This is a genomic window from Aquimarina intermedia, from assembly GCF_008124785.1.
In the GTDB taxonomy this organism is placed as follows: domain Bacteria; phylum Bacteroidota; class Bacteroidia; order Flavobacteriales; family Flavobacteriaceae; genus Aquimarina; species Aquimarina intermedia.
In genome coordinates, this window is sequence record NZ_VNHU01000006.1 from 42,635 (window position 1) to 63,228 (window position 20,594).

At 36.2% G+C, this 20,594-nt stretch carries 16 protein-coding genes; 14 read left to right on the top strand and 2 right to left on the bottom strand.

The genetic code is table 11. From position 1 onward, the window contains the following. Positions 1-70 precede the first annotated feature (70 nt). Both BD809_RS09980 and BD809_RS09985 read left to right on the top strand, forming a co-directional pair. On the top strand, positions 71-1,537 hold the full coding sequence (locus BD809_RS09980; protein WP_148782835.1) for a serine hydrolase: 1,467 nt from the start codon (positions 71-73) through the stop codon (positions 1,535-1,537). 221 nt (positions 1,538-1,758) lie between these two features. Further along, positions 1,759-2,625 carry a GIN domain-containing protein gene (locus BD809_RS09985; RefSeq protein WP_148782836.1) on the top strand — a complete coding sequence of 289 codons (867 nt, stop codon included), beginning with the start codon at positions 1,759-1,761 and terminating at the stop codon, positions 2,623-2,625. A gap of 65 nt (positions 2,626-2,690) precedes the next feature. Here BD809_RS09985 and trxB read toward each other — a convergent pair whose 3' ends face one another. Continuing rightward, positions 2,691-3,659 (bottom strand): thioredoxin-disulfide reductase, encoded by a 969-nt coding sequence (trxB, locus tag BD809_RS09990; protein WP_148782837.1) that lies wholly within the window; start codon positions 3,657-3,659, stop codon positions 2,691-2,693. Between the two features lie 162 nt (positions 3,660-3,821). On the opposite strand from trxB, the gene BD809_RS09995 reads away from it, so the two are divergent. The 12 genes from BD809_RS09995 (at position 3,822) to BD809_RS10050 (ending at position 16,093) form a co-directional block, all read left to right on the top strand. Next, positions 3,822-4,457: a trimeric intracellular cation channel family protein gene (locus tag BD809_RS09995; RefSeq protein ID WP_148782838.1), complete on the top strand. Its 636-nt coding sequence runs from the start codon at positions 3,822-3,824 to the stop codon at positions 4,455-4,457. Positions 4,458-4,532: 75 nt separating this feature from the next. Next, positions 4,533-5,063, top strand: coding sequence for a hypothetical protein (locus tag BD809_RS10000; RefSeq protein WP_148782839.1), 531 nt, complete (start codon positions 4,533-4,535; stop codon positions 5,061-5,063). A gap of 274 nt (positions 5,064-5,337) precedes the next feature. Then, positions 5,338-5,559, top strand: a complete 222-nt coding sequence (locus tag BD809_RS10005) for a hypothetical protein (RefSeq protein ID WP_148782840.1) — start codon at positions 5,338-5,340, stop codon at positions 5,557-5,559. A gap of 187 nt (positions 5,560-5,746) precedes the next feature. After that, complete coding sequence (locus BD809_RS10010) at positions 5,747-8,116, top strand: TonB-dependent receptor (RefSeq protein WP_148782841.1); 2,370 nt, start codon at positions 5,747-5,749, stop codon at positions 8,114-8,116. A gap of 65 nt (positions 8,117-8,181) precedes the next feature. Then, on the top strand, positions 8,182-9,432 hold the full coding sequence (locus tag BD809_RS10015; protein ID WP_148782842.1) for a PepSY-associated TM helix domain-containing protein: 1,251 nt from the start codon (positions 8,182-8,184) through the stop codon (positions 9,430-9,432). A gap of 123 nt (positions 9,433-9,555) precedes the next feature. Then, complete coding sequence (locus tag BD809_RS10020) at positions 9,556-10,002, top strand: hypothetical protein (protein ID WP_148782843.1); 447 nt, start codon at positions 9,556-9,558, stop codon at positions 10,000-10,002. 50 nt (positions 10,003-10,052) lie between these two features. After that, a complete protein-coding gene (locus BD809_RS10025; protein ID WP_148782844.1) occupies positions 10,053-10,865 on the top strand; it encodes an OmpA/MotB family protein in 813 nt (270 codons plus the stop codon). Positions 10,866-10,994: 129 nt separating this feature from the next. After that, complete coding sequence (locus BD809_RS10030) at positions 10,995-11,396, top strand: DUF983 domain-containing protein (RefSeq protein ID WP_148782845.1); 402 nt, start codon at positions 10,995-10,997, stop codon at positions 11,394-11,396. Further along, positions 11,393-12,028 (top strand): Crp/Fnr family transcriptional regulator, encoded by a 636-nt coding sequence (locus BD809_RS10035; protein ID WP_148782846.1) that lies wholly within the window; start codon positions 11,393-11,395, stop codon positions 12,026-12,028. The genes BD809_RS10030 and BD809_RS10035 overlap by 4 nt, the downstream gene beginning before the upstream one ends. A gap of 67 nt (positions 12,029-12,095) precedes the next feature. After that, on the top strand, positions 12,096-13,817 hold the full coding sequence (locus BD809_RS10040; RefSeq protein ID WP_148782847.1) for a SulP family inorganic anion transporter: 1,722 nt from the start codon (positions 12,096-12,098) through the stop codon (positions 13,815-13,817). A gap of 139 nt (positions 13,818-13,956) precedes the next feature. Continuing rightward, positions 13,957-14,490: a GNAT family N-acetyltransferase gene (locus tag BD809_RS10045; protein ID WP_148782848.1), complete on the top strand. Its 534-nt coding sequence runs from the start codon at positions 13,957-13,959 to the stop codon at positions 14,488-14,490. A gap of 253 nt (positions 14,491-14,743) precedes the next feature. Next, positions 14,744-16,093 (top strand): MBL fold metallo-hydrolase, encoded by a 1,350-nt coding sequence (locus BD809_RS10050; protein WP_148782849.1) that lies wholly within the window; start codon positions 14,744-14,746, stop codon positions 16,091-16,093. Positions 16,094-16,204: 111 nt separating this feature from the next. Here BD809_RS10050 and BD809_RS10055 read toward each other — a convergent pair whose 3' ends face one another. Next, the gene (locus BD809_RS10055) at positions 16,205-19,999 is read right to left on the bottom strand and encodes a M4 family metallopeptidase (RefSeq protein ID WP_148782850.1); all 3,795 of its coding nucleotides are present in this window, start codon (positions 19,997-19,999) and stop codon (positions 16,205-16,207) included. Positions 20,000-20,594: the final 595 nt, after the last annotated feature.

Below are 20,594 nucleotides of genomic sequence, written 5' to 3' on the forward strand. Positions count from 1 at the left end.
ATGATGCAAAAAAATGTAACGTACTGATACCATTCATCATAAAACTTTACACAAATTATATCTCTTTAAAATGAAAACAATATATCGTTATCCAACACGCTCCATTTCCTCACTCATAATAGTAGTTGCTCTCCTGGCCTTTGGCACCACATTTGGCCAGGGTAAAGCTGATCAGATTGATAAATTAATGAAGACCTATCATGAGTATGATCAATTCAATGGTTCCATATTGGTCGCAGAGAAGGGCGATGTCATATACAGCAAAGGCTTAGGCCTGGCCAATATGGAGTGGGACATTCCTAATGCTTCAGATACTAAACATAGATTAGGTTCGATTACTAAACAATTTACTGCTGCTTTAATTCTTCAGTTTGTAGAACAAGGAAAATTGGATTTAAATGCACCTATCGCTAAATATCTTAAAAATTATCCTAAAGCTCAGGGTGATAAGATAACCATTCATCATTTATTAACACACAGTGCGGGGATACCGAATTATACAAGTTTAGAAACTTTTCAGGATATCTATAGAAATCCATATACACCAAAAGAATTCTTAACAGTGTTTCAGGACTCCATATTAGAATTTAATCCGGGCGAAAAATTTGCATACAGTAACTCCGGCTATTTTTTATTGGGCGTGATCCTGGAAGAGGTTTCCGGAAAATCTTACGAAACTCTGTTACATGAGAATATCCTAAGTCCTTTAAACATGACAGCCACAGGATACGACCATCACGATCGTATTCTCAAAAACAGAGCTACAGGATATGACAGAGAAGGCAAAAAGTACACTAATTCTAAGTATTTAGACATGTCTTTGCCGTATGCTGCAGGATCTATGTATTCTACCGTTGAAGATTTGTATACTTGGGATCGTGCTTTATATACAAACAAGGTACTCACACAAAAATTCCGAGATCTCATGTTTACTGCGTATATGCCTACGGGTAGGGCTTCTTACGGATACGGATGGAGTATCGGCAAAGAAAAAGTAGCTAATCGCGATAGTATTACAGTGGTAGAACACGGAGGCGGAATCAATGGCTTCAATACGTTGATATACCGCATCCCCGAAGATAATCATACTATTATTTTATTAAATAATACAGGAAGAATCGAACTGTTTGATATGGCCAAGAAGCTTACCAAAATCTTATACGATCAGCCTTTTGAAATGCCAAAACAATCGTTGGCTCTAGCGGTTATGGAGTCTATCAAATCACAAAATACCGAAGAGGGCATGAAGACTTTCGAAACCCATCAAAACAATGAGGATTACAATCTCAACGAAAATGAAATGAATCGTGTGGGCTATTATTTTCTTCAGAATAGCAAAACAAAAGAGGCTATCGAAGTTTTTAAAATGAATGTGGTGGCTTTCCCGGAATCATCAAATGTTTATGATAGCTTAGGTGAAGCTTACTTTATGGACAAACAAAATGAGCTTGCTCTCAAAAATTACAAAAAATCACTTGAATTAAATCCGGAAAACGAAAATGCTGAAAAATTTATCGAAAAAATAAAAAACCAATAAAAGATAGTGCGTACATCGTACTTGGTTTCACAAAAAAATTATCACAATCCTATCATTGGTCAAATGATAGGATTTTTTTATCATATTTTTTAAAGTTACTCGTTAGAAGTATAGACATCAGATAAGAATAATTTATGAAGCTGTAACATGAATTTGCGCATAGAGTCTTTTATCTTTGCACTAACAGTATCCGAATTATTGTTTTATCCAAAAATCACACTATGAACATCTTGAAACAACTACCTATCCTACTTGTATTAATCTTTGTTAGCGGTACGAGTATTGCTCAAAAAGAACGTCTTAAGGGAAATAAAATCGTAATGACCGAGCTTAGAGAAATTGATGCTTTTCATACCATCAAAGTTGAAGATAACTTTGAGATAAGCATTCAGGAAGGGTTAGAAAATTCGGTGGCCATCAAAGCTGATAGCAATGTACAAGATGCTATCATCCTTACAGTTCAAGATAGTATTCTCAAAATAGTTTCTGACAAAGACATACGACGCGCCAAATCGTTACATCTCACGATTTCGTATACCAACATTTTAAAACATATTGAACTACGTAACGAGGTCAAATTGACTACTGCCGGTCTGGTAAATGCAGAAAAACTCTCTTTACACCTTTATGACCAGACAGAAGCTTTTATGTCTACCGAGTCCACAAAATTTACTGCATACGCATATGGAAAAGCTTCGGGAGAGTTTCATACCAAAGCCGATGAAGTGTCTTATCAAGTAAATGAAAATTCGGAAATCCAAGGAATTGTTACTGCTGACAGCCTAAAGGTAGACTTGTACCAAAAAGGTTCTAGTAAATTGGAAGGAAAAGTTAACGGTGCATTAATACGTGTTGACAGTTCCACTAATTTTAGAGGAGAAAAACTTAGTATCAATACAGCTAAACTCATTGCCGAGGGAGGAAGTGATTCTTATCTATTGGTTAATGAAGTTTGTACTATTGAAGCCAAAGATACCTCGGAGATTTATCTTCTGGGTGAGCCCAAAGTATATTTGGAAATTTTTAGCGGTGAAGCTTCACTTTATAAAAAGGGACTGGACTATTCTCCCGGATTATTAAAATTATAAAAAACAACCCCCAAACATGTTCAAAAGTTGAGGGGTTGATTTCAAAAGTATAAATTTACCGCCATTTAAGCAGTTACTTCTTCACCTGATTCTACAGTGGCAAGATATCGCTCGGCATCCAGGGCTGCCATACAACCGGTACCTGCCGCAGTGATTGCCTGACGATATTCCTTATCTTGAACATCTCCAGAAGCAAACACACCAGGAACATTAGTTTTAGTCGTTTTTCCTTTTGTAATGATATATCCGGTATCATCCATATCCAATTTACCTTTAAAAATTTCGGTATTCGGCTTATGACCAATAGCTATAAACAATCCGGTAATAGCGATCTCCTCTTTCTCTCCGCTTTGATTATTCACCATACGTAATCCTTCGACTACCTGATCTCCCAAGACCTCATCAACTTCGGTATTATAAAGTACTTTGATATTTGGAGTATTATTGACACGATGCTGCATCGCTTTGGATGCTCTCATTTCGTCTTTTCTAACTAACATTGTTACACTTGAGCAGATATTTGCTAAGTATGTAGCCTCCTCGGCAGCAGTATCTCCTGCTCCCACAATTGCTACATCCTGACCTTTATAAAAGAATCCATCACAAACGGCACAGGCAGATACTCCCCCACCTCGTAAACGCTGTTCACTTGGCAGTCCTAAATATTTTGCTGTAGCACCTGTCGAAATGATGACTGTTTCTGCTTCAATTTCTTTTGAGTTATCAACGATCACTTTATGGATACCTCCTAATTCTTTACTGAAATTTACTTCGGTTACCATCCCGATACGTACTTCGGTTCCAAAGCGCTCAGCTTGTTGTTGGAGTTGTACCATCATTGTAGGACCATCAATACCTTCAGGATACCCGGGAAAATTATCAACTTCGGTAGTTGTAGTTAATTGCCCACCGGGCTCCATACCTGTATACATAAGAGGTTTCATGTCAGCACGCGCTGCATAGATAGCTGCTGTATAGCCAGCAGGACCGGATCCTATAATAAGACACTTTACTTTTTCAATAGTTTCAGACATAATCAATTCAGTTTACATTGGTAAAAGTAGTAATTCGAGCTAAAAACTTACAATAAAGTTATTAAGAAAAGTTATAATCTTATAATATTAAGTTATGAAAAAACAGCCTAAGAGTTCTTGGATATCCCTTCTAAATGGTACATTTGCCCAAAATTTCAATCAATGGTTATTGAGCTTACCGTATTTGATATACTCGATATTTTAGGAACGATGGCATTTACGATCTCAGGTGCTTTGAGTGCTATGAACCGTAGACTTGATTTATTCGGTATTTTCATTATTGCATTTGTTACCTCTGTGGGTGGAGGTACCGTACGGGATGTACTCATTGGCCAGACCCCCGTGGTTTGGATGCAGAATACAACTACTATTTATTTAATTAGCTTGGTTACCCTCTTCGCAATTGTTTTCAGAAACAAACTTGATTATCTTAAAAAATCAGTCTTTTTATTTGATACTATAGGATTAGGGATTTTTACAATTACAGGAGTAGAAACTGGTATTAGAGCAGGCTTAGACCCTATTGTTTCTGTTGCTTTGGGAACTATTACTGGATGTTTTGGAGGTGTAATACGAGATATATTATGTAATGAAATTCCGGTAATCTTTAGAAAGGAAATTTACGCTACGGTTACCATCGTTGGGGGAATCTGCTTTATGTTTATGTATAGCATTGGCTTAGATATGACATTGACCTATATCGCTACTACACTTCTAATTATTGTTATACGGTTATTAGTAGTGACTTACCAGATAACGTTACCCTCGTTTACAGTAAAAAACCCCAACATTGATTGAATTAATTAAAAATCAGTACCTTAAACAAATTATAAAATTTTTATTTTCCCGATTTAATCTAAAATCCTACTAGTTATGTCAAGCATTTTTAATCAAGTTTTAATACTTTTCTCTACACTGTTTAATGTCAATTCTGAAATAGTGGCAGATAGGTCAGAGCTTCTTCTGGATTTACAGAACCAAACTGCGACTATTACCTATTATGATTTGGAAACATCTGAAAATGTTGAAAAATTATTTATCCAAGAAGATTTAAAGCGTATAAAGCAAGCTACGAAGTTTAACTCCTCCTACGAATTTCTTAGTTTATCTAACGTTGCCGTAGAAGCCAAAAAAAATTCTGTAGATATCACAATCACCTTTACGTTTGACAAATTTAGTGATGTAGGTAAGTTTATTAATCTCAAATTAGTAGATGGTAACATCATCTATCCTCAAATGGAGATGGAAAAAGTGACTTCATCCAACGGCAAGAAAATGAGACTAGAAGAGTTAGATGTGATAGCATGGGATGCTACAACGAAAATTTTTGAATTAGCTATCAAACGTGATAAGAACATTGATAAGTATCAAAATTTTGAAACTATTGCGCCTTATTTTGAGTAACAAAACCTAACAGCAAAACAAAAATTTTAGGTAAAACACTTTTCATTGCATCAACCAGTATCATTTTAAAAAAGCTCAGTATCTTTGTTGAAAATTTTTTCAATCCATTGTGAGGATTCTGTTTTCTATACTATTACTGGCGACATTTGTTCTACGGCCTGCAATTGAGATAAGTAATATCCTCTATTACCAACTTAATATTGATTACATCGTTGAAAAATATTGTGTAAACAAAGAGCGTCCCAGCCTTAATTGTAATGGAAAATGTTATTTAATGAGTCAAATAAAGACTCAAACCCCATCGCAAGAGAAGACACCTAAAACTACTATAAGTACTAAGGCTTTCATCCCCTTATTTTTTGAAGATCTATCTGTCCAAATTGAACAAAACAACAACTTTGCCATAGCACCAAGCCCGAATTGGAAGTATGCTATATTACAGATGCAATCCTTCACCTCAACGCTAGATCATCCTCCCGAATTTTATTTTTCTTAAGGTTAACAACTTGTATCATAAACGGTATTTCTGTTTATGACATAACTCTACAATCAAATTTAAAATTAATATCATCTGAAAAAGATGTCTATGAATGACAATTGTTCATTTCATAGCGATATCTAGCATTTGAAAATCAAAACTTCTACCTGTACTATAATAGGTAGAAGCTACTACTTATACACTCATGACAACAAAATATACAGCATTAATTTTGCTTCTACTCAGCAATTTATTGAACGCACAACAGGAATATACAGGTATCGTAACCGATGAGTTTACAAATCCTATCTCGGGAGCGACAGTAATTGACCTATTACACCCTAAGAATGGGGTGGTAACAAATAATGACGGTTTTTTTAAAATCCTATTATATGATTCGACAAAAGTTTCGATACAATTTATTGGTTACCATGCTAAAGAACTTGAATTATCGACATCGCTAAATCAAATTTCATTGCAACAGGAAAACATCCTCTTAAGTGAAGTACTTATTACTTCTGCAAGTCGTGAATTACAGAGACGATCTGACATTCCCAGAGCTATCGGAATCCTAAGCGCAAAGGATATTAAAGAATCCAAAGCTTTTGGTATTGATCAATTAGTCAATCAAATTAGCGGAGTTTATATGTCCACCTCGCAAGCGGCCAGCAATGAGCAACATTTTATGGCTGTTAGATCTCCTATTTCAACCAAGGCCTTGTTTCTATACCTAGAAGATGGTATGCCTATTAGACCCACTTCAGTATTTAATCATAATGCATTATTAGAGATGAATGATCTGTCTTTTGACAGAATTGAAGTGTTGAAAGGTCCGGCTTCAAGTATCTATGGAAGCGAGGCTATTGGTGGCAGTTTCAATTTTGTAACCAAAAAGCCAACGGATACTTTAAGCGGATCTCTTGGTTTTCAGACCAATGATCTTGGACTAACAAGATATGACGTTGAAGTTTCTAACGAAACTTCAGAGACTTTTGGTTTTTATTTAGGTTCACAGTATACATTTCGTAACGACGGACCTGTGGCTCATAGTGATTATGAGAAATTTGCAACAACCTTCAAAACAGTTATCGACTTCTCCCCCAGCCTAAAATGGACGACGGTTACAGACCTCATTCAATATCGATCTGATATGAGTGGATCGCTTAACGAAAAAGATTATCGCGAAGGAAATTATCAAAGTGATCAGACTTTTACTCAACGAGATGCCTTAGCGTTTAGATCGAGAAACACGCTCGACATGATTTGGAATAATAAAGCCAAAACTACAGCCAATTTTGTCTTTAGAAGTAATCAAATGGATCAAAATCCATCTTATCGTATACGTCAGTTTCGTAATCAGGGACAGTTGACTGGTATTGGTTCGGGAGAAATAAACAGCAATCAATACAATAGTTATGTAGGACTTATCCAACACAGACAACGTTTTAATTATATGAAAAGCTCCTTAATTACTGGAGCATCCATAGATTATTCTCCGCAGAAATACAGTGCAGAAACAACTGCTGTCCTTTTAGATCCAGCGACAGGTAAGAATTTAGGTTTTACATTAAACGCCGGAGATTATATTCTCAATTACGAAGCTAATATTTTAAACTATGCCGGATATATTCAATATGAAATATCTCCTATCAGAGCTTTGAAACTTACTGCAGCTCTTCGTTATGATAGATTCGAATACGATTACAACAATTTAGCTGCTACACAGGAGACCTATGAAAATCAAGAGCGATTTGATAATTGGACACCAAAATTAGGGATTAATTATACTATTACCAATCAATCAGGAGTGTATACCAACTACTCTCAAGGTTTTACTCCGCCACAAGTTTCAACATTATATCGAAGCAAAAATGAACTAACAGGCATCAAACCCAGTATCTACCATAATTATGAAATAGGAGGTTATTTTAACTCCGGTTCCAGATGGAAACTGGATGTAGCATTGTATGTTCTAGATGGAAAAAATACTTTAATTACGTTACGCAACGCGGATGACACATTTTTAAGCACAAATGCCGGAGCTACCAGATCGTATGGTATTGAATATGGAATTACGTATACACCGATAAAAAACATAAGTTTAACTCATAACGGTAGTTATGCCAAACATCGCTATGTCGATTTTTTTGACAGAGGAATTGATTACTCCAACACCGATAGAGAAACCGCGCCTAATTTATTGGGAAACTCTTCAGTAACTTACCGAACTTCTTTTTCCAATAAACTTGGCGTTAGCCTTACTGCTTCTCATGAACTTGTCGGAAAATATGCTACCTGTTATGAAAATCAAATTATTGTAACTAAGGAAGCCGGCGACAGTATGACAGACGCTAATGGGAACCCTGTCACGGATACAGCTACCTACTCTGGACACAATATTTTTAATCTGAGAGCAACCGTAAATATTTACAATCTGGAGGTTTGGGGACATGTACTGAATATTTTTGATTCGCTATATGCTGCAAGAGCATCATATAGCCCCTACACAAATCAAAATAATTACACTATTGGTACACCTAGAGCCTTCCATTTTGGAGTGCGTTATAATTTTTAACTAATTCAACATGCCGAGGACTTGTAGCATTAGTTAATAACAAGTCCTCATCTTTATCAGATACTATGAAAAAAAATAAAAAATTGAATCAATGGCTTTGGAAATGGCACTTTATTGCCGGCTTGATTTCATTACCGTTTATTCTGATCCTTTCAATCACTGGTGGTATTTACTTGTTTAAATCTATCTACGAAGAACCAATTTACAAAGAAATAAAGGAGGTGATACCTGACGGTGAAGCATTGTCCTATCAGGAACAGTGGAAAATTGCGAAGGAAAATGCGCTTACAAAACCATCTGCTGTTGTAGTGCCAACAACTACTACAGAAGCAACCGAATTTGTATCAGGGCGATTTGGCAATGCTACCAGTATATTTATAGATCCTTACAAGGGAGAAGTATCCGGTGAACTATTGCCTAAAAATTCTTTTATGTTCAAAATTCGTAAATTACACGGAGAGCTTCTACTGGGTAAAACTGGCACTCTATTGATAGAATTGGTTGCCAGTTGGATGGTAGTACTTATCATTACAGGGCTTTTTATCTGGTGGCCCGCCAGAGGTTGGCGAATTAAAGGTTTTTTTGTACCACGAATTAAAAGCGGTAAACAAACCTTTTACAGAGACCTACACGCTATTACCGGATTTTGGATTTCTATACTTTTGCTAATCACCTTGGCAGGAGGCTTCCCCTGGACCGATGTATTTGGTAATAACTTTAAGTGGGTACAAAAAATCACTCATACAGGATTTCCGAATGACTGGAATGGTACTACGATTATCTCCACTCGGGATGGACTTCCTATCACACTTGATCAAATGATAGCTACCGCAAAACAGGAGAAGCTTCCCGGCATTACAAAAATAACGTTACCTCAAAATAAAACTGGTGTGTTTAGTGTATCTAATACTTATCCTCTAGATCAATCACAACAAATCATGCTGCATTTTGATCAATACACAGGTAAAACGTTGGTGAAAAAAAAGTGGGATGATGTAGGTGTTTTAATGCGAAGCCGTATGTGGGTAATGGCATTTCATCAAGGTCAGTTTGGCAACTGGAATTGGTTGCTAATGCTCTTTACAGCCTTATTTTTGATTGTAATAAGTGTAGCCGCGATTACGCACTATTTGGTAAGAAAACGAAAAAACATTTGGGGCGTTCCCAATGTACCTTCCAGTTTTACCGCAGGGTATTGGGTGTTGGGAAGTATTATTTTCCTAAGTGTTGTCTTTCCGCTTTTTGGCGCTAGTATTTTACTCATAGCAACCACAAACTATATATTTCGTAAGAAAAAACAATTTACATCTTTATGACCTGAAAGACTTTCATCAAAAAACTGGATTTTTTTCTAGTGTACAACTATTTGTAAGAATTTACGTTTATATCAAAAAAATACTGAGAAGTATCAATATATTTGAATGATAAAAAATTATATTATGACTAAACTAAGTAACCTAGTATTTATACTTACAGCCTTACTTCTTACGTACAGCTGTGATTCCCTATCTAAAGAAGAAGAAGCTTTTGATAAAAAAATGCAAGAAATAATCGATGTTCACGATGAAGTGATGCCAAAAATGGGAGAAATGAGCGCATTGATTAAAAATCTTGAGTCAAAAATTGACACTACAAATGCTACTAGAAATTATAAACAAGCGCAACAAAATTTAAAAGACGGATATGATTTTATGATGGAATGGATGAGCGATTTTAGTCAGAAATTTCCACATGATGATAAAAACAAAGAACTCTCTAATGAAGAGCTCAATGTTAAAATGAAAATTTTAGAGCAAGAGGAAGTCGAAGTCAAAGAATTGAGAGATCAAATTAATTCAAGCATTCAAAACGCCAAATCAGTATTAAAAATTACTGAAGAGGAATAGTCTTAAAAACTGGAGAAAATTATATTTTAGCAGCAACAAATCATATATTCATGAATAAGTTATATACCCTATTTATTCTTCTTGTAGTCTCGTTTCAAACGATGAATGCTCAGAAGAAAAAAGATCTACTTGAAGAAATTAATCAATTACGTCAGGAACTTAGAGTTTCGCAAGGCCAAGTAAGTGATTACCAGCGCAAAGAGGTAGCCAGTCAAGCACAAATTGCCTCACTAGAAAAACAGGTTGAAGATCTACGAGAATCTAACACCTCCTTACTTTCTAATATGGGGAGTTTCACTGCGCTATCAAAGAAAAAAGCAGAAAATCTAGAGTCTTCTTTAGTTAGTTTACAGTTAAAAGACAAAAAGATTAATGCAATTAATGATGCTTTTAGCAAAAATGACTCAATTAAATTAGCGGTACTTACAAAGTTCAAACAAGCCGTTGGTAACGATGCAGCTATCGGTGTTCAACAAGGAGCTGTTTATATTACCATACCTAATAGCCTACTTTTTGGCGATGATGATAAAAATTATAGTCTTCAAGATAAGTCTAAAGCCTTATTGAGCCGTATAGGTACTGTGCTGGTTGCTAATCCTGATCTAAAAATTGCTGTTGAAGGTAATAGCAATGCTCTTAAATTTGAAAAAACTGAATTGAGAAGTAACTGGGATTTGAGTTCATTACAGGCCGCTGCTGTTATCCAAAGTTTACAAGAAGAGTTTAAAGTACTTCCCAAACAAATGGAAGTCTTGGGAAAAAGTGAATATGCTACTGAAGGAATTGAAACCGTTACACGAATTCGTGTTGATCCGGGTTTCAAAGACTTTTATATTCAGATCAAAGATAATATGAAGGAGTAATCTTCTTACTTAGCTATAAACAAAAAAATCTTACATCATCGTAAGATTTTTTTTGTTTACAGCTGTTCTATGTAACCTTTGTTACCAAATAAAATTGAAGTTTTTGTACCTTTAACTAAAATACAAGCTATGTTTGGTAAAGGCTTTAAATTGTATAGTATTCTCTTTTTGAAATGTCCAAGATGTCATGAAGGAGATTTTTTAGAATCACATCCTTATACGTTTTCTGATTTTAATAAAGTTAAAGAGCGATGTGAAAATTGTGAACTCAAATATAGTATTGAACCTAGCTTTTACTATGGTTCAATGTATGTCTCTTACGGTGTTGGTATAGCACTGGCAGTGGTTGTTTTTGCAACCCTATATTTGTTAGGATTAGATTTGCAACCGTTAACCATATTTTTTAGCATCCTTACCACCTTAGTTTTGCTGATGCCCTATATAGGTGCAATTTCTAAATCTATTTGGGCTAATCTTTTTTTTAAGTATGATAAAGAGTTAGCGATAAAAGTTAAACAATCACAAACATGATTCAGGAATTAAAAAAAAGTTATGGCCATCAATTTGAAGATGCCTTATTACAGGAAATCGCACAAGTCAGTACTTTTAGAGAACTTCCCGCAGGATATAAACTCATGGAAATCGGTGATTATGTGAAAGGTATGCCGCTACTGGTATCCGGAGCTATTAAGGTTTTACGCGAAGATAAAGATGGTGATGAATTACTGCTTTACTATCTGGAAAAAGGGGATACTTGTTCAATGACAATGACCTGTTGTATGGGCGAAACTAAAAGTGAAATCCGTGCTATTGCAGAACGCGATACCAAACTCATTATGGTGCCTATTCGCAAGATGGAAGAATGGATTACCAAATATAAGAGTTGGCGTAACTTTGTATTCGAAAGTTATCACAATCGTCTTAATGAGATGCTGTTGACAATAGACACGATCGCATTTGATCGAATGGATGAACGATTGGTTAGCCATTTGAAGGAGAAAGCCAGGGTGAATAAGGACAATGTGCTATATCAAACACATCAAGAAATTGCTTATGAGCTCCATAGTTCACGTGTCGTTATTTCACGATTGCTTAAAAAGCTTGAAAGACTTGGTAAGATTGAATTACATCGTAATCATATAACTATTGTTGATTTATCCTAGTTGTGTAACTCATGTTACTGTAAAATCTCTTAGCGTCTCATAATTTTGACATTCTTATAAGTGCACTATGTTAAAAAAATATCTTCCTATACTACAATGGTTACCAAAATATCAGAAGGAGTACCTCTCAGGTGATCTAGCTGCCGGTATTACCGTTGGTATTATGCTGATTCCACAAGGAATGGCTTATGCTATGATTGCCGGTCTTCCTCCTGTTTTTGGATTATATGCCTCTTTAATTCCTCAAATTATTTACGCATTATTGGGCACCTCAAGACAACTTGCTGTAGGTCCTGTGGCCATGGATTCATTATTGGTTGCTTCAGGATTAGGGGCATTGGCTATTTCGGGTATTGATCAATATATCGCCATGGCTATATTTTTAGCATTATTTATGGGTGTAATTCAATTAGCGCTTGGATTATTTCGTATGGGATTTTTGGTTAATTTTCTATCAAAACCAGTTATAAGTGGATTTACCTCAGCAGCCGCAATTATCATAGGTTTAAGTCAGTTGAAGCATTTATTAGGTACTTCTATTGAACGAAGCAATCAAGTTCATCTGGTTATTCTGAACGCCATAGAAACAATTGATCAAACAAATTTGTATACGGTAGGCATTGGTATTGCTGCGATTGTTTTAATAAAAGGGTTAAAGAGAATTCATAAAAGTATCCCGGCTGCCTTAGTGGTTGTAGTGGTATCTATTCTAGGAATATACCTAGGAGGACTTAATGACTTAGGTGTCAAAATTGTTGGCGAAATTCCGCAAGGTTTACCTGAATTTGGAGTACCAACGGTAGATTATTCTCGTATTTCTGATTTAGTTCCTATTGCACTCACCCTTGCATTAATTGCTTTTATGGAAGCTATATCGGTCGCAAAGGCCGTCGAAGAAAAACATTCTGACTACGAGGTCGATGCCAATCAGGAATTAATCGCACTGGGAACAGCCAATATTGTAGGATCATTTTTTCAATCGTATCCAACTACAGGCGGGTTTTCAAGAACTGCGGTTAATGATCAATCCGGAGCCAAAACCGGGATTGCTCCTCTAGTAAGTGCACTGATCGTTGGATTGACCTTACTTTTTCTTACGCCACTATTTTATTATTTACCCAATACAGTTTTGGCTGCTATTATCATGGTAGCGGTGTTTGGACTCATTGATATTAAATATCCACTTCAGCTCTTAAAAAATGCGAAGGATGAATTTTTTCTACTGCTCATTACGTTTGCTATAACATTATTTGTGGGCATCAAAGAAGGCATTTTACTAGGAGTTTTATTGTCCTTGTTGCTTCTGGTCTACAGAACTTCGAATCCTCATATTGCCATACTCGGTAGGATAAAGAACACAGATTATTTTAAAAATGTAATACGTTTTGAAAATACGGTAGAAATTCATGAAGAAATATTAATTCTACGGTTCGATGCTCAGTTATATTTTGGAAACAAAGATTATTTTAAGAATGAATTGCAAAAACATATACTGAAGAAAGGAAGTTCATTAAAATATGTGATACTCAATGCAGAGGCTATCAATTATATAGACAGTAGTGCTACAAATTTGTTGTTTAATCTAATCGAAGAGCTGAAACAGAAACAAATAACGCTACTAATAGCCGGAGCTATAGGTCCTACACGTGATATTATCTTTAAGACCGGCCTTGCAGAGGTGATCAAACGTGACCATTTATTTGTCAAAACTAGCGAAGCTTATAACTATGCACTCAATATGGGCGAGCGTACCGAAATACAACAAAAAATCACAACCCAAACCCAATAATCCATAAAACACACAGTATTACGCCGATTATATGTAGGTTTTTATAACTATCAACCTGTCTTAGCATATCACGTGCAAAACACTTTTTGATTTTGGGGCAAAAAAGTATAGCTTAGCTAAACATCACAACCAATTTGAAATGGATTTGAAGGTAAGAGAATTAATCAGCAAAGATATACCCCACATAGTAGCGTATTGGCATACATCTCCGTCTGATTTTTTAGAAGGCATGGGTGTTGATCTCACAAAACTTCCGTCTCGGGAGTCACTTAGCAAGATGTTAACGAATCAATTAGCTTTGCCTATCAAAGAAAGAGCCTCCTATGCGCTAATTTGGGAATGTGATGGTGTAGCCGTTGGACACTCTAATGTAAATGCAATTAGGTATGGACAACAAGCTAACATACACTTACACCTGTGGACAACATCGTATCGAAAGCGTGGTATGGGTACAGAATTAGTTAAGAAATCCCTTCCCTTTTACTTTAACAATTTAAAATTACAACGTCTAATTTGTGAGCCCTACGCTTTAAATCCGGCACCTAATAAAACTCTGGAAAAGGTTGGATTTACCTATGAAAAAACCTATCGGACAATTCCAGGGTCGTTAAATTTTGAGCAAGATGTGTGCAGGTGGGTATTGGATCGTGAACGGTTTAAAGTTCTTTTATAATCTAATGCTATTTTTTTGCGTTTTGATAATCTTATCTCACGACATCGATGATTCGCTTTAGTATCTAAATACGGTTCAAGTTTTCCATTCCTTACTTTAGCGTTATAATCACGTTAAACTCTGTTAAACCTCTCTTTAAATGTAACATAAGTTACACTGTTTTAAAGGATACTTTATAATTTTAAAAGAAATGCAGCAATGTATGTCAAAATGAACATACTTTCTTTTTACAGTAAACTTTAAAAATACATCTATGATTATCAAACAATTCAAAGACAAACCCCTAGCGCATTACTCATATGCCGTTCTTAGTGATAATAAACTAGCAATTATAGATCCGGCACGAGATCCTTTACCCTATTATGTTTTTGCAGAAGAACATAATGCCAAAATAGTTGCGGTCTTTGAAACACATCCGCATGCTGACTTTATAAGTAGTCATTTACAGATCCATAAAGAAACCGGAGCCACGATTTTCACCAGTAAATTAGTAGATGCCGCCTATCCTCATGAAACGTTTGATGATGATGATACCTTTACAATGGGATCGGTTCTATTTAAAGGAATCAATACCCCGGGTCATTCTCCGGACAGTATTTCGATTGTAGCCAGCTCTACAGAGGATTCCGATGAAGCTCCAGCCCTATTTACCGGCGATACGTTATTTATTGGTGATGTTGGGAGACCTGATTTACGAGAGAAATCAGGTAAAATGCAAGCCAAAAGAGAAGAGCTGGCCAAACAAATGTATCACACCATGCAAAACAAATATAACGATCTACCCAACGAGACCCTTGTTTATCCTGCACACGGAGCAGGATCCCTTTGCGGTAAAAATATGAGCTCAGATTCATCAAGTACTTTAGGAAGAGAGAGAGAAGAAAACTGGGCTTTCAAAAAACAAACAGAAGAACAGTTTGTAAATCATATCCTCAGTGATCAACCGTTTATTCCATCCTATTTTGGTTTTAATGTAGATCTCAATAAAACAGGAGTTGAACACTATGCCAAGTCCATTCACAATGTGGCTACAAAAATTGGGGTGTCTACCCTAGACACTGACATGATCATCATTGACACCCGGGATGAAGAAGTATTTAAGAAGAATCATTTGCCGGGAAGTTTTAATATTATGGCAAGAAATGATGATGATAGCTTTGAAACCTGGTTAGGTGCTATTGTAGAACCTGAAGAAAAGTTTCATATAGTATTGAATTCTATCTCCGATAGCAATTACATACTAAGTCGTGTAGCAAAAATCGGATACGAAAATCAGATGAAAGCTTTACTTACGCTGGAACCACAAGTATCTTTGCATAGTACCGAGCCCTTAGACTTGGAAACTTTCAAACGAAATCCAAAAGATTATACAATTGTAGATGTCCGTAACAGAAGTGAAGTTAGTGACGGTAAGATTTTTGAGCATGCCTACGCCATACCCTTAAATACGTTGAGAGATTCTATAGACACGATTCCTGATGACAAACCTGTAGTAGTTCATTGTGCCGGTGGCTATCGTAGTGCAGCAGGTAGTAGTATAATCGATGATTTAAAGAATGCTGTAAAAGTGTATGATTTGAGTGATCATATCAAAGAATTTTAATAAACAGACTCTGTCTTTATATACTTAGGACAATGACTTGAAGATTTAACGATAAAAAAAAGGGTGGAATTAATCCCACCCTCTTTCATCACAAAAAATAAACCTAAGTATTTAAATTTTAACAAATCTGGTGTCAAAAACCTCGCCTTCGTTAGTGGTTATTTTCACTACGTATAAACCAGTATCAAAACCATTTGTATTCAACTCCAAATAGTTTGTCGGAGTCGCATAAATTGCTGTACTGACTAGTACACCGTATAGATTATACACCGCAATTTTCTTTACCTGAGCATCGGTGGTTAAATTAACCACAGTAATAGCTGGGTTAGGATACATTGTGAAATGATGATATCCACCCTTATTGCCTTTCACATATCTGTCTTCATATTTGTCATCGCACTTGTGTTTTTTATTATGTTTGTCACAACGACACTCTTCCTCTTCTTCCTCTGTAGGACTTGTTGGATCCGTTGGAGGTGTCGGATCTGCGGCTTCAACAGGGGCATAATCAAATTCTCTAACAATACTTAACGCTCCAGAACCTGTGAAGCTACCTGTATAAGCTTTAAAACCATCTTCATTATTTACAGCTGTTAATGCTCCGTTATATTGCATATTATTTGGATCTTCAATTGCATCATCAATGACATTTGAATTCACTTTCATCGGAATCATCACCGTATTTTGATCAAAAGCCTTCATTTCTTCTGTTGTAAAATACAACGTAAGGTCGTAGGATGCGTTTTGATTTTCAGTCGAAATACTATATGCTTTTGATGGTCTAGCAGTATTGATATTTGAAAATATCTCGAAGCTTGTACCCTGATCAATAACAGAAAGTGTAACACAACCTAAATCTTCTGATGCATTTTCTATCTTACCGATAAGAGCCTTATCAGAATTACTTAAAAAATATGTAGTAGTCCCAACATGCACTTTGGTAGTTGCAGTCTCATTTTTCTCTGTCTCGATTCCGGCTGGTATCGCAGTAATTTTTACATTATCTATTGCAAAGCTGAATGCAGTTCCAGCATTCGTATCATTAAACCATCTCCAAGCCAACATAAAGGACTTACCGTCCAATTCATTGATGACTGCAGCGTACTGTCCTTGTTCAGTGATAACCCCTACTGGTCCGGATCCATAAAATTGTTGCATTGTAATAAAGTTAGAGCCATCAAGAGAATACATGAATTCTCCATAGTCAAAAATTGTTCCTTCAATCGCATCAGTCTCTCCTCCCGCTTCCCAATCAAATGACACTGTAACATCTGCTGCTGCTCCAGCATTAATCATTGTTGATTTTAAAACAATATTTGAAGTTGAATTGGTATCATAAACCGGTAATTCAGAAATTCCATCACTAATATATGCTCTTCCTTCAGCTGAAGCCATACCGTCTACCCTCCAAACATTGTTTCCATCAGACAAAGATATCACAGACCATCCAACAGGAATATAGCCATTTGAGAAATTTTCTTCTAACAAACTGAAAGCCGTATTTCCAGTTCTCGGAGTAAAATCATCATCAGATATAAAAAACTCTTGAGAGAAAAACTCACCATTGTAATTAAAAGAAAGCACGATGGTTTCTGTATCCTCTACCTGAGCATCATCATAGACAATAAGGTTTAAGGATTCTACGGATGTTCCTGCAAATGTCATTGAGGCAGTTGAAAGGTCAAAATCAATACCCTTGGTTGCGGTACTTCCAGCAGTACTTATCGTAATAGTAGCCGATGGATCTACTTCTACCCCATTAAAATAAACAGCGTATGTATTAATATCATCACACCCATTTATAAGGTTGTTTTCTGATAAAATAGTAACATTACTCGTGTTAAAATTGATAGTATTTGGATCTCCAGTAGAATAAGATTCTCCTATATCAACAGCATACCATGCATTCGTGGTTTGTACTTCTTCATTGGACCCCGGTCCATACAATAATTGCGCAGCTAATATAGATGCTTCACGCATCTCAATAAATTTTGCATTAGGCGATAACATAGTTTCTCCCATATAGGCAATTTTCGCAGCCTTTAAAAAGCCTATGCCATTCACCATATAACTGTTTCCTTTATCCGTAACTGCATCGTCTGATGTCTGTTTATTAAATCCTGGGGAAAAAGAATTTCCGCTACCTGATACTAGTAAATAATACCATTTATTAAGTACACCACTATTAGTATGTACTCCACACTGGTCATTTGCCAATGTTGGCGTACCACATTCCGGATCGATCCAGTTATCGCCTCCGTAGGCGTCCGGATCTCCTGAAGCTTTTGGATCATCCATCCATCGCAACGCTCTCGAATTCTCTGTACCAGGTCCTATCCCCCCGTCACGTTCGTCTATTTGCTCCCCGATTCCCCAAGGATCATATTCCAAAGAATTATCAATTTGTGCTAACACATACGCTTCTACTGATGCACCCCAGATATCAGAGAACCCTTCGTTCATGGCTCCAGACTCTCTTTGATACACAAGGTCAGCTGTAAATTCACAAACTCCATGACCGATTTCATGAGCACAAACATCCATAGAAGTTAAAGGCGCAAACGATCCATTTGGATATTGTCCTCCTTGATAGCTTCCATCACCATACGTCATAGCAGTACCATTCCAGAAAGCATTGTCATAGGCATCTCCATAATGCACATAGTTCGTAATCTTAGACCCCAAATTATCATAACTGGATCTGTCATGGACATTTTTCCAATAATCCAATACTACTTCGGCACCCCAATGTGCATCTAAAGCAACATCATCATTATGTGCTTCATTATGACCAATCGACGGCACACCATTTACTGGAATAGCCGGACCATATACCAACGAAAAATCATCTTTTCTATGTTCCGATGCGGTCCAGTTATTATCTGACATTTCAGGATTCAGGACATCCCCGTCACCATCTACAACTGGAACTGCGAAACCCGAAATTGGAGCGTTAATAGGAAGACCACCAAACCCTTCGTAAGAAAGGGTTTCGTTCTCAACACCAGAAGGTGTCATACCTTTTAAAACCCAGTTTCCATTTTCATCTTGAGAGGTATCAAAATTTCTTCTTCCTGCATATCTGGTATCACCAGTGGCAGCAGCATATGGTTGCGGTCCATAAACAACCGCAGCTGTGGTCTTTATTTCTTTTGCGATATCTTCTTTAGTATGGTTTGCATCTACATGTTTAATAATGGCATCCAATAATAAAACCTGCCCTGATGCAGCATCCACATAGATATCGGCTCGGGATAATGGTTCAGCAGCATAGATATTAAATTTATATGCTAATGTTAGATCTACCACACTGGTCAAATAGTTGTCCACAAAAACCAGTTCTCCTTGTGGATACAGCTCATTATAAGCAGCAGTTATTTCTTCAGAATTTCCAAGAGTTTTAAGATAATCCCATGCATAGGTGGTAGCGCCAACATGATCCAATGCCTTTTGTAATGCTACGCTTTCATTCAAGGCCGGTGTAGAGGTAAGTGTCGAAGGTAATGCATAGTATTCTGCGCTAAAACCTAACACTGTACTATTTTTGGACATTGCTTTAAAAACACCGTGTTCAACCTTGATTCCGTTAGTATATTGTTGAAATTTATCGATTTGTATACCATTGACGACAGTAGTTGCTTCGTTTACGAATTGTGTTTCCTGTCCTACACCTAAAGCAGATCTAAAAAACTCTGGAACCTCAGGTAATGACAAAGTAGTACCAGAGTTTTTCATTTTGATAAGTGATGGTGTTCCCCGATTGGGTTCCATAATAAAGTCTGAGACTCTCACGTCTTTTGATAAATTCGCCGAGATATCCTGAGAGATCTGAGCGTTTGATAAAAATAATCCTTGAAAGCATAGCGTGACTCCAAAAATTATTCTCTTTGGTAATGATGTAATCATTTTGCGTTTTGATTTTAAAAAATTAATACTAGGGTATAAATAAAACCTTATAGAATTCACATGGAATTCTGCTGCAAAATGGGGATGCTACGTAACTTAAACATGTGAAATGTCTTTTACCCTACCACTATCCTTAGTTAAATTAGCAACTTTTTAAGGAAAAAAGTAGATATTTTGTAAAAAGAGTCAGGAAAAAAATAAGAAAAATGCCCACCATATCAACTGATATATTGATCTAGACTACTACTCTTAAATGTTTGCGTACCTATTTAAACACGACTTCGATTTATACTCCGTCGGGTATGCAATTGTTTTGTGATAATGATAAAAGTCTACCAAATTAAGGTAGCTGTTTTCTAAAAGTGTGTCATTAAAGTCTAAGCATTTAGTAAACTTCTGATATTGGTTACCTAAGAAGAGGTCTATAGAATCCCATGCTTAAAAATAATAATCTTTTACTGGTAAAAGCATTACGATGATAATAATATGGAAAGACTAAGCGCTAGATAAAGTTAAAAAATAGCTAAATATGATGTTACTAGCCTTTTATTTCAGATAAAAAGGTAGATTAATTTGTAAAGATAAAATAATCAAA

What these genes read in the sequence shown, in the direction of transcription:
- BD809_RS10010 (WP_148782841.1), top strand. Translation starts at nt 5,747, where the DNA reads ATGACAACAAAATATACAGCATTAATTTTGCTTCTACTCAGCAATTTA.
- BD809_RS10000 (WP_148782839.1), top strand. Translation starts at nt 4,533, where the DNA reads ATGTCAAGCATTTTTAATCAAGTTTTAATACTTTTCTCTACACTGTTT.
- BD809_RS09980 (WP_148782835.1), top strand. Translation starts at nt 71, where the DNA reads ATGAAAACAATATATCGTTATCCAACACGCTCCATTTCCTCACTCATA.
- BD809_RS10025 (WP_148782844.1), top strand. Translation starts at nt 10,053, where the DNA reads ATGAATAAGTTATATACCCTATTTATTCTTCTTGTAGTCTCGTTTCAA.
- trxB (WP_148782837.1), bottom strand. Translation starts at nt 3,659, where the DNA reads ATGTCTGAAACTATTGAAAAAGTAAAGTGTCTTATTATAGGATCCGGT.
- BD809_RS10015 (WP_148782842.1), top strand. Translation starts at nt 8,182, where the DNA reads ATGAAAAAAAATAAAAAATTGAATCAATGGCTTTGGAAATGGCACTTT.
- BD809_RS10045 (WP_148782848.1), top strand. Translation starts at nt 13,957, where the DNA reads ATGGATTTGAAGGTAAGAGAATTAATCAGCAAAGATATACCCCACATA.
- BD809_RS10035 (WP_148782846.1), top strand. Translation starts at nt 11,393, where the DNA reads ATGATTCAGGAATTAAAAAAAAGTTATGGCCATCAATTTGAAGATGCC.
- BD809_RS10005 (WP_148782840.1), top strand. Translation starts at nt 5,338, where the DNA reads ATGAGTCAAATAAAGACTCAAACCCCATCGCAAGAGAAGACACCTAAA.
- BD809_RS10030 (WP_148782845.1), top strand. Translation starts at nt 10,995, where the DNA reads ATGTTTGGTAAAGGCTTTAAATTGTATAGTATTCTCTTTTTGAAATGT.
- BD809_RS10055 (WP_148782850.1), bottom strand. Translation starts at nt 19,999, where the DNA reads ATGATTACATCATTACCAAAGAGAATAATTTTTGGAGTCACGCTATGC.
- BD809_RS10050 (WP_148782849.1), top strand. Translation starts at nt 14,744, where the DNA reads ATGATTATCAAACAATTCAAAGACAAACCCCTAGCGCATTACTCATAT.
- BD809_RS09995 (WP_148782838.1), top strand. Translation starts at nt 3,822, where the DNA reads ATGGTTATTGAGCTTACCGTATTTGATATACTCGATATTTTAGGAACG.
- BD809_RS09985 (WP_148782836.1), top strand. Translation starts at nt 1,759, where the DNA reads ATGAACATCTTGAAACAACTACCTATCCTACTTGTATTAATCTTTGTT.
- BD809_RS10020 (WP_148782843.1), top strand. Translation starts at nt 9,556, where the DNA reads ATGACTAAACTAAGTAACCTAGTATTTATACTTACAGCCTTACTTCTT.
- BD809_RS10040 (WP_148782847.1), top strand. Translation starts at nt 12,096, where the DNA reads ATGTTAAAAAAATATCTTCCTATACTACAATGGTTACCAAAATATCAG.